Below are 12,972 nucleotides of genomic sequence, written 5' to 3'. Positions count from 1 at the left end.
ATACGTCGCTTGCGGCATCTGGCACGCGATGGCGCGGTCATGCCAATGGGAGCGGAGCGGGATGACAGGACGATGTACGGCCGCCCCTAAATCTGCACTTTCCTAGCGAAAACCCGGACTTGCGCGGCCCCCCGTGGCGAAAGGGCCACCGCTATAATCATCGGGCCTGTCCGACGGGTACGGACCGGCGCCCCCGAGCCTGTTACGAAGGCATGCCAGGATACGCCACATTCCTGGCGTGTCTCCGTAACAGGCTCATTGTTGCGCGGTGGCCTTACCCTGGCTGCTTGCGCGTCTTGGTACAGAGCGCAATGCCCGCGCATGACGCGGGCGTGCCTACCCCCTGCTGCCGCACTAAAAATCTATAAAAGAGGAGAAGTCATGGAACGTCGTTCCTTTCTGTTGAAGGCATCGGCCGTGGCCGCCACGGGTGCGCTGGCCGCGTGCGGCAAGGAAGAAAAGGCCGCCGCGCCGGCCGCCGCCGGTGCCAGCGCGCCGGCCGTGATCGGCAGCAATCCGGCCGTGGAATGGCGCCTGGCTTCGAGCTTCCCCAAGTCTCTTGACACCATCTACGGTGGCGCCGAGCTGCTGTCGCAACGGGTCAAGGAACTGACCGACGGCAAATTCAACATCAAGGTCTTCGCCGCCGGCGAACTCGTGCCGGGCCTGCAGGTGCTGGACGCGGTGCAGAACAACACCGTCCAGATCGGCCACACCGCCGGCTACTACTACTTCGGCAAGAACCCGACGCTGTGCTTCGACACCACCGTCCCGTTCGGCCTGACCTCGCGCCAGCAAAACGCCTGGATGATGCAGGGCAACGGCATGAAGCTGATGCGCGAATTCTTCAAGGAATACAACGTCGTCAACTTCCTGGGCGGCAATACCAACGCGCAGATGGGCGGCTGGTTCCGCAAGGAGATCAAGACGGTTGCCGACCTGCAGGGCCTGAAGTACCGGATCGCAGGTTTCGCTGGCGTGGTGCTGTCGCGCCTGGGCGTGGTGCCGCAGCAGATCGCTGGCGGCGACATCTATCCCGCGCTGGAAAAGGGCACCATCGATGCGGCGGAATGGGTTGGCCCGTACGATGACGAGAAGCTCGGCTTCTACAAGGTCGCTCCGTACTACTACTACCCGGGCTGGTGGGAAGGCAGCGCGCAGCTATCCTTCTATTCGTCGGCAACCGAGTACGAGAAGCTGCCCGCGCTGTACAAGCGCGCGCTGGAAACGGCCACGATCGAAGTCCACACCAACATGATGGCCAAGTACGACGCGGTCAATCCGCAAGCGCTGGCCCGCCTGCTGGAAAACGGCGTGAAGCTGCGTCCGTTCTCCAAGGAAATCATGGAGGCCTGCTTCAAGGCCACCCAGGACGCCTACGCCGAGGAAACCGCCAAGAACCCGTCGTTCAAGAAGATCTACGACGACTGGCGCGTCTTCCGCAACAACGAAGCAGCGTGGTTCAACGTGGCCGAGCAAGCATTTTCGCAGTTCAGCTTCGCGCGCAAGCTGTAAGCGTGCTGCCGCCATCCATGCGAGGTGGCGCAAGCCAGCCAAAAGCCCGTGCCCGGCACGGGCTTTTTTACGCCGGTAGAATCCCCCGATTCCTTGGGACTCTTCATGCAAACCGGCATCTTCTACGCGTTGCTCGCCTACATCATCTGGGGCTTGCTGCCGCTCTATATCAAATCCCTCCACGGCATCGCGCCTATGGAGATCCTGCTGCACCGCATGGTGTGGTCGCTGGTGTTCCTGGGGCTGGTGCTGACCTGGCGGCGCCACTGGGGCTGGCTGCGCGGCGTCTGGACCAATCCGCGCCTGCTGGCCGGCTTCGTCGCCAGTGCGCTGCTGCTGAGCGGAAACTGGTTTCTCTACATCTGGTCGGTATCGAACGGCCGGGTGGTCGACGCCAGCCTGGGCTACTTCATCAACCCGCTGTTCAATGTACTGCTGGGCGTGCTGTTCCTGCACGAGCGGCTGCGTCCCGGCCAGTGGGCCTCCATTGCGCTGGCTGCGGCAGGCGTAATCTGGCTGACCGTGGCAGCAGGCCAGTTGCCATGGATTGCGCTGGCGCTGGCCGCCACCTTCGGCGGCTACGGGCTGCTGCGCAAGACCGCTACGCTGGGTGCGCTGGAAGGCCTCTCGCTGGAGACCATGCTGCTGTTCCCGCTGGCGGCAAGCGCCCTGGCGTACCTGTTCGCGACGGGGCAAGCCGACTTCACCGAGGTGGGCGGCGGGGTGCAGTTGCTGGCGCTGCTTGCCGGGCCGGTCACCGCCGTCCCCTTGCTGCTGTTTGCGGCCGGCGCGCGGCGTATCCCGCTGTCCTTGCTGGGGCTGCTGCAGTACACCGGCCCGACGCTGCAGCTGCTGCTCGGCGTATGGCTCTGGAACGAGCCGTTCCCGGCCAGCAAGCAGATCGGCTTCGCGATGATCTGGATATCGCTGCTTGTTTATGCGGTCGAGGGGATATGGGCGGGGCGCCAGCGCGCGAAGCTGGCGACGCAAGGGTGAAAAAGGGGCCTCATGGAGGCCCCTTTATATTTTCGCCAACAATGAACTAGACCGATTATTAATATAAAATATTTCTCACGTAGATAATTTTCGTGTCTTCAAGGCAATCCACTCAACGATCAGTGGGCCAAGTCTTGGCAATTCAGGTCAAAATAATTCTTACGATCTATTGATCACAAAATAGATAGGCCATCTTGATTAGTAGCATGAATACCCAACTCCGTTACCCGGACACACCCCGTCAATAAAGCCCACGCACCTGCGCATGTAGCCGTACCAGCCCCAGCAGCGCATCGATGTTGGGGGTCGCGATCCCGACGTGCTCGCCGATTTCCCGCACCGATGCCACCAGCGCATCGATCTCCACTGGCCGCCCGGCCTGCGCATCCTGCAGCATCGAAGTCTTGAAAGCGCCCAGCTTGCGCGTGACCTGGCTGCGCTCCTCGCCGCTCTGCGCAATCGGGCAACCGATGACCGCGCCGATCTTGCTGGCTTCTTCCATCACCGCCAGGCAGAAACGATTGACCAGCGGATCGTCGAGGATGCGGTCGCAGGTGGCACCGGTCAGCACGGAGACCGGGTTCATCGTCATATTGCCCCACAGCTTGAACCAGATGTCCTGCTGGATCGCGGCGCTGCGCTCGACCTCCAGGCCACCACTGGCGAGCAGGCTGGCCACGGCCTCGAGCTTGCCGGCTGCCATGCCCGTAGCGCCACCCGCGGCGCCCAGGATCAGGCGCGCGCCAAAGCCGTGGCGCACAGTGGCCGGGGCCGGCGTGGAGGCGGTCAGGTGCACCACGCAGCCGATCACCTGCGCGGCCAGGATGGCGCGCGCAATGGCACCTTGCGGATCCACGGTGCGCAGCGACAATCCGGCATGCGGGCCGGGCCGCTCGAAGAACCACCACGGCACGCCGTTCATCGCTGTCACCACCACCGTATCAGGGCCGATCAGTGGCCCGATGGTCTGCGCCAGCTGCGGCAATGCCGGGGCTTTCACCGCCAGGATCACCACATCTTGCGTACCTAGCGCTGCGGGATCGCCTTGCGCATTGACCGGAAACGTCTCGGTGCGCTCGCCCTCGATCAGGGTCAGGCCTTGCGAGCGCAGCGCCTCCAGCGTCTGGCCGCGCGCCAGTGCGTTCAGCGCCTGGCCGGAACGGGCGAGCCGCGCGCCGATAAAGCCGCCGACGGCGCCTGCGCCGACGATGCATAGGGATGTCATGACTGCCTTGTTTCTGTAAGTTTATTCTCGCAACGAATCAATGATTGCTAATCACGATACGATTCATCGATGCGATCAATTTCACGGGTCAGTGCTGCGAACACATCTTCGCCCGCGCCGAACTTGGGATTGAATTGCAGCGAGTCGCGCGTGCACTTGCGCTGGACCTCTTCGGGCACCGGCAGCGCCGCCCCCATGGCCAGCGTGGCCAGCTGGATCTCGCAGGCGCGGTTGAGCAGCCAGAGCGTGGAAAAGGTACGCGCAATGCTGTCACCCCAGGCCAGCAGGCCATGATTGCGCAGGATCACAGCGGGCTTGTCGCCGATATTGCGCACCAGGCGCGGCCCTTCGTCTTCGTGCACGGTGATGCCCTCAAACGGATGGTAGGCCACCTTGTCGAACAATTGCGCTGCGTAAAAGTTGCTCATCGACAGGCCCTGCGCCGAACAGGCGACCGCCATGCCCGCCGTGGTGTGCGTGTGCATGACGCAATGCGCGCCCGGGATGCCGGCGTGGATGGCCGCATGCACAGTGAAGCCGGCCGGGTTGACCGGCCAGCGGCTCTCGCCGATGACCTGCCCCGCCAGATCGATCTTCACCAGGTTGGAAGCGGTCACCTCCGCATAGCGCAGGCCGAAGGGATTGATCAGGAAATGGGGATTGCTGCCATCGCCGCCAGCCTCCGGCGGCAAGCGCAAGGTGATGTGGTTGTAGATCAGCTCGGTCCAGCCCAGCCGGTCGAAGATGCGGTAGCAGGCGGCGAGCTTGACGCGCGCCTCCCATTCCGCCGGATGACAGTTGGCAACAGCCATGCAGGTCTCCTCTCGCGTTGCTTGCGGCGTCGGTGCGCGCGCTTCCGGAATGCGGTTCAGGTGGGGTCGGGCCAGGATGCTAGCGCGGGAAAAACCATGCCGCTGCCCGATTGATTACCATGTTAATGATTTTGCAGGACTGGTCAAGCCGGGGGCTACCCGCGTGCGCCGGCCTGACGGCCGGGCAACCAGCAACGCCTCAGCCTCAAGGCAGCGTGTTGCGCATGATCAGCAGCCACGGCATGTGCGAGTTGGTCACGCTGTCGATCATGCCGGAGTCACCGAGCTCGATCAGCTCCATCGACACCGATTGCTGGACATTGCCGCCGATGGCCTTGACCAGGCGTGCCGCCGGGTCGACCTCGACCACGATGTCGCAGTGCATGGGCGTGGTGCCAAAGCCGATCTCGGCCACGCTGTCGAGGTACTTGTCGCGCCCGCGCGCGGCGCAGATCACATCGCCCGGGCGGGGCATGGCGGGCAACGGCTCGATGCGGAACGCCGGCGCGGGCAAAATGCCGTCGCGCGCGTCCACCACGTACATCGAGTGCGAATCGCCGGTCAGGAACTGGCGGTCGTCCAGGCCGGCCTTGCGCATCACCCAGGAAATAAACACAGCAGACCAGGCCCAGTTTCCCTGGGTGATCTGGCGGCAGGTGACAGCCTTGCCCACGATGGCCCAATAGCGTTGGGCGAGCTTGCAACCCTGGGGCGTGGCCTCCATGCCGGTGCCATCGGGAAAGCGCAGGCAGGCTGACTCGCTGCCATCCTCTTCCTCGCGATCGGCGGAGCGGTCCGCGGCATCCACACCATCCTCATTGGCCCCCGCCACCGGCATGCCGGGCAATACAGGCGCCGGTAGCGGGCTGTCGGCCACGCACGCGGTGTCGTCGCGGCCCAGGCGCACGGTCTGGCCACCCCAGCGCTGCCACTCCTGCCAGGCGATCTCGACGATGCGCTGGCGCTGCGTGGCGCCGGACGTTGTCACGGGTCTCTCCGTATCGGGGAGGGGGGTCGCCTGAGGCCGGGCGGGCGGAGAAGGCGTGGTGCAACCCGAGACCAGCGCGAGCGCCATCAGCAGGCGCAGGCCAAGCCCTCGTGCCTGTGGAAAATTTTGTGGGAAACGTTGTGAATAAAGCTGTGGAAATCTGCCGCGCGGCGAACGAAGGTGCATGAGAGGCCTACTGAGCAGGACGCCCTAGACCCTTGTATTTACAGAGAGAAGGCGCCGATAGGGCACGATCTTACCGGGCTGGCGGAGGGTGCGGCGTATACGGCGAAGCGGCAGGATAACCGCGGGTCAAACACTGTGGATAACGCGCCCCGCCTGGCGCTCACCCATGCCATCAGGCAACTGGTGGCGGCACGGCGGGGTTGATCCAACGGGGCTGGCACGAAACCGCCCGCGGGACTCACTGGTTCACTGCGTCCTTGAACTTCTGGCCAGCCTTGAACTTGACGGTCTTGGCGGCTTCGACCTTGATTTCTTCGCCGGTGCGGGGGTTGCGCGCCATGCGTTCGCCGCGCTCGCCCTGGCTGAAGGTGCCAAAGCCGATCAGGCTCAGGGTGTCGCCCTTGGCCACGGCCTCCATGATGGCGCCAAGCGTCACGTTCAGCGCTTGTTCTGCCTTGGCTTTGGTCAGGCCGTCCACGCCGGCCGCGATGGCGTCGATCAGTTCGGTTTTCGTCATGCTTCACTCCGTGTCGAGTTGATAAAACAAGGACGCCTGGCTGGGCCGGCGCACTGCGCACCGGCGCCGGCAAAGGCGCCGCGGGCCACATCATACCGTGTCGGGCCATGCCAACCGGGAACAGATTGTTACAGCGCATCCTGCTCCAGGCCGCGCTGGCTGGGGCTTTGTGGGGATTCGCGGGGATAGGCAGGGCCTTCACCGGCGTCAGGATGCGCCTCAGGCGAGTTAACACGCCCAGGTGTCCCAGAGGGCATCCACGCCTGAAAAACGGCTCAAATCGCCTTGTAGGCCCTCTCAGGGGCATTGCATCGCAGAAGCGCAGTCCGGTGCGTATAGGGCGAAATCGCTCTGATGCCCGGGCCTCGGGCGTGTGCCAGCGGCAGTTGGCCGGCGCGCAGCGACTATCCCGGCCCGTGAAGGGGCCTGGCAGGCGCTGTGGGCGATTCTTTCGCTGGAGCCGAGCTGCGGGGACTGCGCACCCACCGCAGCGTAGCAACGAGGCTCAAGGGGCTTCCAGGCAAGATATGCACTATTGTGCATGGTGCTCGATAGGCAAGCGCGGCCGGCATCCCGGGGCTATTCGCGTCATGCATGCGCCGACCGGGGGGCAAACGGTGCGCGTTTACGCGCCAGGCGGCGCGGACGTATACCGCGACCAAGCGGCACGTATACGACGTCCGCGCCTAGCATGGCGACGGGACGTATACGCACTCTTTCTCGTCAAAAAAACATGGGAGCGGGCCAGTAAACCGTGCCTCGGCCAGCAAATTCCTTCTGCTCAAAAAAGAAACCACGTCTGAAGCGGCTCTTCAGCCATTTATTTTTTGCCTGGTTCTCTTTGCTCGCCGATAGCAGGACGCAGTCCTTTCTGTTTACTTCTTTCTTTAATGTATACAGATAGTAGTAGTAGGTAAACGGCGGCCCTTTCTGTGGATAACTCAGTAAACGATTTTAAAATCAGTGTGTTGTAAGAAGCAGAAGTGGTGGGACCCGGTGTTGGCGGACGTGGATGACTTAGCCTTTTGGTGGAGGGGGTCGGGCGCAACCCTCCGACTTATGCCTGATGCATCCCCATGCCAACCCCAGGCAGCCCACATGAATTGCATGTCTTTATCCCCAGATTTTTGCCGGGTTATCCACAGGCGATCGACGGGGTTTCGGTTGTATACGTAAACGCCGAAGCGCTGATTGAGGCTGTTTTTGATGATGGGCCTCCCCGTAAACCAGTGCGTCGTATACCTGGCTCGGTGTGTGCAGGTTCAGGCGGGCTGCGCGTATACGGCTATTTGCCGGCAAGGGGATGCCGCGGTCAATATGGGCAGGTATCATCGCCATCGCGCCCGGGCGGCGCGCAGCCACGCGGGGTGGCAGGCAGGCGGATCTATACGGGATGGCACATGGCGGAACAGGCAAAGCAAGAGGAATTGAAGCAGGAAGAGACTGAGGCGAAAGACGCCAAGCGCGTCAAGAGTCCGAAGGAAGGCAAGCGCAAGACCGCGTCCGACCGCGTTGAAGTGCGCCGCTCGGGGGTGCATGGCAAGGGCGTCTATGCGAACGCGCCGATTGCCGAGGGCGAGCGCATCATCGAATACAAGGGCGAGCACATTTCTTGGAAGGAAGCGCTCAAGCGCCATCCGCATGATCCGGCGGATCCCAACCATACCTTTTACTTCAGCCTGGAAGACGGCGACGTGATCGACGCCAAGTTCGGCGGCAACCGCGCGCGCTGGATCAACCACGCCTGCGAGCCCAATTGCGAGGCGCGCGAGAAGAAGGGGCGGGTGTTCATCCACGCGCTGCGCGACATCGCCGGCGGTGAGGAGCTGTTCTATGACTATGGGCTGGTGATCGACGCGCGCTACACCAAGAAGCTCAAGAAGGAATTCGAGTGCCGTTGCGGCAGCCCGAAATGCCGCGGCACCATGCTGGCGCCGAAGGAAAAAAAGGCCAGGTAGAGCGCTGGAAAAGAGAGGGGCGAGCCGCTTCGCGGCTTGTCCTGCCTCAGGCCGTCCCCGCGGCCTCGCACGGGATGCGGATTACAAAGCGCATGCCGCGCACCTCGGCCTCCTCCCCGGAGGCGGGCACATCCTCGATGCGGATGGTGCCCTGATGCAGGCCGATGATCTCATGCACGATCGCCAGCCCCAGGCCCGCGCCGCCGGGCGGTTGCGCCGGTGCATTGGGCCCCGGCGTATGGTCGCCGCGGAAGAAGCGCTTGAAGACTTCCTCGCGGCGCGCCAGCGCAATGCCGGGCCCGTTGTCTTCCACCATCACCACCGCCATGCCGCGATGGCCGAGCGCCTCGCCGCCGGCGCGCACGGTGATGCGCCCGCCAGGCGGCACATATTTCACGGCATTGTCGATCAGGTTGCTGAGCGCTTCGCGCATCAGCAGGCGGTTGCCGCGCACCGTCGAGGGCGCCGCGCCGGTAAAGGTGGGGCCGGGCAAGGTCTCGAAGCCCAGGTCGATCTGGCGGGCCAGCGCCTGCGGCACCCACTCGGCGCCGGTCTCGAAGGCCAGCGTGGCCAAGTCGAAATGCTCGATCGGGCCCAGCCGCTCCAGCGATAGTCCGGGCTCCGCACGGGCCAGCGAGAGCAGCTGGTTGGACAAGCGCACCGCGCGGTCCGCCGCCGATTGCAGCTCGCGCAGCGCGTGGTCCGTCACTGCGGGATCCACCGACTGCACCGCGCGGTCGGCATGCAGCTTGACGGCGGTCAGCGGCGTGCGCAACTGGTGCGCGGCATCGGCGATGAACTTGCGCTGCGCGTCCAGGGCATCGCGCAGCCTGGCCAGCAGTGCGTTGAGCGCGCGGATCAGCGGCTCCACTTCGGCCGGCACCTGGGTTTCATCGAGCGGCGCCAGCGAGCGCGCCGTCTGGCGATTGAGCTTGTCGGTGAGGATCTGCAGCGGCACCAGCTCTTCCTTGAGCACGTGCGAGAGGATCAGGCTGCCTACCACCAGCAGCAGGATCAGCGGCACCGAGACCGAAAGCAGGATCTCGTTGGCGGCGGTCTCGCGCCGGTCCAGCAGCTCGGCCACTTCCACCACGATGGGCCCGCGCGGGACGCGCCCGGCCTCGCTGGTGGCCAGTTCATCCGAGGCTGGGCTGGGCAGGTTGACCGGCAGCCGCACGGCGCGCACCTGGCGCCCGCTGAACCAGGCGTAGAAGAGCCGCGCATCGTGCAGCGAGGTTTGCCCGGTGCCGTAGCCCAGCCAGGTATCCATGCCGCCGATCAGCCCGTCGGGGCCGTGGATGCGCCAATAGATGCGGTCGGTGCCTTCGGCCTCGACCAGCGTCTGCGCAATCATCGGGATGTCTTGCTCCAGCCGGGGGCCGGCAATGCGGATCTGCTGGGCGATATTGTTGGCCACGCCATACAGCGCGCGGTCGAATACCTGCGTGGTGTAGTGCGCCGCCAGCCAGTAGGAGAGCGAGCCGCTGGTCAGCACCAGCGCGAACAGTGGCGTGGCCAGCGCGCGCAGCAAGTGCACGCGCAGGCTTTGCGTGGAGGCCGAGCGTGCGGATGGCGTCGCGGCGGCCGTTGGGGCTTTGCCGGATGCGCCGCTGGTGGCATCGGTCAGGGCCTTGGGAGGCTGGGTAGGACGTGGGCGCAGCCACATGGCGGGCTTCTCCCTGGGCGCGGCGTCAGGTGCCGGCGCGGATCTGCAACAGGTAGCCGAAGCCGCGCACGGTCACGATCTCCACGTCGCATTCTTCAAGCTTCTTGCGCACGCGGTGCACGTAGACCTCGATGGCGGTATCGCCGACCGTGTCGCCGCCTTCCCCTGCGGGATGGGCGAAAGTGGCGAGGTGGTCCTGCAGCTGCGCCTTGCTGACCACACGGCCCTGGCGCTGCAGCAGCAGCTCCAGCACGGCGAATTCGCGCGGCGAGAGCTCCAGCGGCTTGCCATCGATGAACATGCGGCGGTCGTTGCCCGACAGGCGTAGCCGGCCGAGCCGCACGTCGCGCTCGGGCGCGGCCTCGCCGTGCTGGCTGCGGCGCAGCAAGACGCGCACGCGCGCCTCCAGCTCGGGCAGGGCGAAGGGCTTGACCAGGTAGTCGTCGGCGCCGGCGTTCAGGCCGGAGAGCTTGTCTTCGAGTTCGTCGCGCGCGGTCAGGATGATGACCGGCGTGGTGCGGTTGCGGGCGCGGTAGCGCGCCAGCAGGGTCATGCCGTCGATGCCGGGCAGGCCCAGGTCGAGGATCACCAGGTCGTGTTGTTCGCGCAGCAGGTGCTCGGTGGCGTAGACGCCATCGTGCACCACGCGCACCTGATGGCCGGCTTGGGCCAAGCCGGCTTCGACGCCACTGGCGATCTGACGGTCGTCCTCGATCAGAAGGATACGCATGGTGGCAGGCTGGGAGGCTGGAAAGGGATCGGGAGAGTAACGAAAGTTACAAACGGTCAGCCACCGATTGTACAGCGCACGACCGCCAGCGAGCTTTCGGTTTGCCTACAGTCTCCAGCGTGTCCCGCCTTGCCGCATGCGTACTCAGGCTTTCGCCAGCGAAGCAGCCGCGCGGTCCATGAAGGCGGCCAGGTCGGTGTCGCGCCGGGTCAGGCCGTTGGCGTCATGGGTGGACAGGGTGACGTCGACCCGGTTGTAGACGTTGAACCACTCCGGATGGTGGTCGGCCTTTTCCGCGGCCAGCGCCACGCGCGTCATGAAGGCGAAGGCAGCGTTGAAGTCGGCAAAGGTAAAGCGCTTGTGGATCGCATCGCGGTCATCGACGGTGCTCCAGCCGGGCAGGCTGGCCAGCAGCGGTGCACGTTCTTCAAGCGTTAGGGGCACGACAGGCGCAGGGGACATGATGGGCTCGATGGTCGAAAAGGAAGTTGGCAAGGGTCAATGCCGGCCCGCCGGCTCGGCCTCCCGGCCCTTGCGATGTGCATTGAGGCGGAGGCGGAGCGGGCACGCCGTCATTGTTTCACAAAGGGCGCGCGCGGGTAGCGAGGGTAGCGCGTGTCAGACGTCGCCGCTGTCGGCCCAGCCTTCGCGCGAGCCGCGCTGGAGCACGAGGTCGGATTGCCCCACGTCGCCCGCGCCCAGCGTGGGCTGTGTGCGCAGTTCCTCATACAGCGGCGCAAAGTCGGGGCGGGTGGCGTCGAACAGTTGATCGAAGCTGTCGATCACGAAGTACGTCTTCTGGAAAGTGTCGATGCGGTAGCGCGTGCGCATGATGCGCCGCACATCGAAGCCGATGCGGTTGGGGCTGGCCGAGTCCAGGCTGTAGATCGATTCGCCCTGGCTCGACAGGATGCCCGCGCCGTAGATGCGCAGGCCTTCCGGCGTGCGGATCAGGCCGAATTCCACGGTGTACCAGTACAGCCGCGCCAGCATGTCGAGCGCGCCCAGCGAGGCGGCCTTGAGCCCGCCCTTGCCGTAGGCCTCCATGTAGTTGGCAAAGACCGGGTTGATCAGCAGCGGCACATGGCCGAACACATCGTGGAAGCAGTCGGGCTCCTGCAGGTAATCGAGCTGCTCGGGCTTGCGCATCCACCAGCTGGCGGGAAAGCGGCGGTTGGCCAGGTGCTCGAAGAACACGGCATCCGGCACCAGGCCGGGCACCGCCACCACCTGCCAGCCAGTGGCGCGCATCAGGGTTTCGTTGAGCTGGTCGAAGCTGGGCACGCGGTCGCGCCCCATGCCCAGCGTGGACAGGCCTTGCAGGAACTCATCGCAGACGCGGCCGCGCAGCATCGAGGCCTGTCGGTCATAGAGCTTGGCCCACACCGCGTGGTCGGTGTCCGTATAGCGGTCCAGTGGCTGCGCGATGGTGAAATCGGGGCGCAATTCCTGGCCGGACAGCAGGCCGGCGTCGAATTGTTCCTTGAGCTTGTCGGTCAGGGTGCCGGAAAAGCTGGCCTGGGCGTCGCCAGCGTGGGTGGCGGTAGCCATTGCGTCCATGATGTTTTATCTCCTGCAGATTTACCGCACAGTTTAGCGAGGAGGTGACGCGAATGGCCCGCAAAAGCGGCTTGGTTTCGTCAGGTGATGCATCAAGTACGCAAAAATTTGGTATTGTTTGCGGGAAATATGCGCGGGTGCGCTGCCAGTGACAATCGGCGTGCCGACAGGCGGCGGCGGGGGTAGCATTCCTACCCGCAGGCCTGGTGCACAACAAGAAGCGATTCCGACTCGACTAACGCGTCGAACGTGTCCAAGGCGACCGAAGCGACCGAAGCGACCGAAGCGACATGACCATGATCAATCTCGACCCATTCGACCTCGCGCTGCTGGCGGCGTTGCAGACCGACGGCCGCTCCACCCACCAGCAGCTCGCCGAGCGCATTCATCTCTCACCCAGCCAGATCGGGCGTCGGCTCGCGCGGCTGGAGGCCGACGGCGTGATCACCGGCTACCGCGTGGTGCTCTCGCCGCCATCGCTCGGGCTTGGCGTGCTGGTGTTCACCAGCGTCAAGCTGGCCCATCACGGCGACACCATTGTCGAGCGCTTCCGCGAGGACATCCTGCTGCTGGAAGAAGTGCAGGAGTGCTACTCCGTGGCGGGCGAGGCCGACTACCTGCTGCGCATCATGGTGCCCGACCTGCCGACGCTGGCTGAATTCACGATGAAGAAGCTCATGCGCGTGCCGGGTGTGGAAAGCGTGCGTTCCAACATCGTGCTGACCGCGCTCAAGCGCGACGGGCCGTTGCCACTGTCGCATTTGCGCTAGCCGGCGGGCCGCTCGCAGCGCGCGCGGGCTTGCGCTTGCCATCGGCGCA

Annotated in this window: 12 protein-coding genes; 4 read left to right on the top strand and 8 right to left on the bottom strand. The window is 64.7% G+C overall.

Going from position 1 to position 12,972, the window contains the following annotated elements:
• Positions 1-381 precede the first annotated feature (381 nt).
• Both AC1RQK_RS12390 and rarD read left to right on the top strand, forming a co-directional pair.
• Complete coding sequence (locus AC1RQK_RS12390) at positions 382-1,515, top strand: TRAP transporter substrate-binding protein (RefSeq protein WP_174424353.1); 1,134 nt, start codon at positions 382-384, stop codon at positions 1,513-1,515.
• Positions 1,516-1,620: 105 nt separating this feature from the next.
• Positions 1,621-2,511, top strand: coding sequence for an EamA family transporter RarD (rarD, locus tag AC1RQK_RS12385; RefSeq protein ID WP_492375414.1), 891 nt, complete (start codon positions 1,621-1,623; stop codon positions 2,509-2,511).
• Between the two features lie 241 nt (positions 2,512-2,752).
• Here rarD and AC1RQK_RS12380 read toward each other — a convergent pair whose 3' ends face one another.
• The 4 genes from AC1RQK_RS12380 to AC1RQK_RS12365 all read right to left on the bottom strand — a co-directional run bounded on the left by AC1RQK_RS12380 (position 2,753) and on the right by AC1RQK_RS12365 (position 6,239).
• Positions 2,753-3,736: a 2-dehydropantoate 2-reductase gene (locus AC1RQK_RS12380; RefSeq protein WP_492809205.1), complete on the bottom strand. Its 984-nt coding sequence runs from the start codon at positions 3,734-3,736 to the stop codon at positions 2,753-2,755.
• 47 nt (positions 3,737-3,783) lie between these two features.
• Positions 3,784-4,548: a class II aldolase/adducin family protein gene (locus tag AC1RQK_RS12375; RefSeq protein ID WP_492809204.1), complete on the bottom strand. Its 765-nt coding sequence runs from the start codon at positions 4,546-4,548 to the stop codon at positions 3,784-3,786.
• 205 nt (positions 4,549-4,753) lie between these two features.
• Positions 4,754-5,722 carry a DUF2272 domain-containing protein gene (locus AC1RQK_RS12370; RefSeq protein ID WP_492809203.1) on the bottom strand — a complete coding sequence of 323 codons (969 nt, stop codon included), beginning with the start codon at positions 5,720-5,722 and terminating at the stop codon, positions 4,754-4,756.
• Between the two features lie 238 nt (positions 5,723-5,960).
• A complete protein-coding gene (locus AC1RQK_RS12365; RefSeq protein ID WP_006162250.1) occupies positions 5,961-6,239 on the bottom strand; it encodes an HU family DNA-binding protein in 279 nt (92 codons plus the stop codon).
• 1,400 nt (positions 6,240-7,639) lie between these two features.
• Between AC1RQK_RS12365 and AC1RQK_RS12360 the strand changes: the two genes are divergently transcribed.
• Positions 7,640-8,197 carry an SET domain-containing protein gene (locus AC1RQK_RS12360; protein WP_492375431.1) on the top strand — a complete coding sequence of 186 codons (558 nt, stop codon included), beginning with the start codon at positions 7,640-7,642 and terminating at the stop codon, positions 8,195-8,197.
• Positions 8,198-8,243: 46 nt separating this feature from the next.
• On the opposite strand, the gene AC1RQK_RS12355 is transcribed toward AC1RQK_RS12360, so the two are convergent.
• The 4 genes from AC1RQK_RS12355 to phhA all read right to left on the bottom strand — a co-directional run bounded on the left by AC1RQK_RS12355 (position 8,244) and on the right by phhA (position 12,144).
• A complete protein-coding gene (locus AC1RQK_RS12355; RefSeq protein ID WP_492375418.1) occupies positions 8,244-9,863 on the bottom strand; it encodes a sensor histidine kinase in 1,620 nt (539 codons plus the stop codon).
• A gap of 25 nt (positions 9,864-9,888) precedes the next feature.
• Positions 9,889-10,593, bottom strand: a complete 705-nt coding sequence (locus AC1RQK_RS12350; RefSeq protein WP_043350877.1) for a response regulator transcription factor — start codon at positions 10,591-10,593, stop codon at positions 9,889-9,891.
• A gap of 144 nt (positions 10,594-10,737) precedes the next feature.
• Entirely contained in the window at positions 10,738-11,055 is a 318-nt protein-coding gene (locus AC1RQK_RS12345; protein WP_253929198.1) for a 4a-hydroxytetrahydrobiopterin dehydratase, read from the bottom strand.
• A 156-nt stretch (positions 11,056-11,211) separates the two neighbouring features.
• Positions 11,212-12,144 carry a phenylalanine 4-monooxygenase gene (phhA, locus tag AC1RQK_RS12340; RefSeq protein ID WP_492809323.1) on the bottom strand — a complete coding sequence of 311 codons (933 nt, stop codon included), beginning with the start codon at positions 12,142-12,144 and terminating at the stop codon, positions 11,212-11,214.
• 299 nt (positions 12,145-12,443) lie between these two features.
• Between phhA and AC1RQK_RS12335 the strand changes: the two genes are divergently transcribed.
• Positions 12,444-12,923, top strand: coding sequence for an Lrp/AsnC family transcriptional regulator (locus tag AC1RQK_RS12335; RefSeq protein ID WP_150987569.1), 480 nt, complete (start codon positions 12,444-12,446; stop codon positions 12,921-12,923).
• Positions 12,924-12,972: the final 49 nt, after the last annotated feature.

This window comes from Cupriavidus sp. GW822-FHT02D05, from assembly GCF_058802485.1.
Note: the sequence above shows the minus strand (reverse complement) of the source record. Positions and strands in the feature narration are given on the sequence as shown.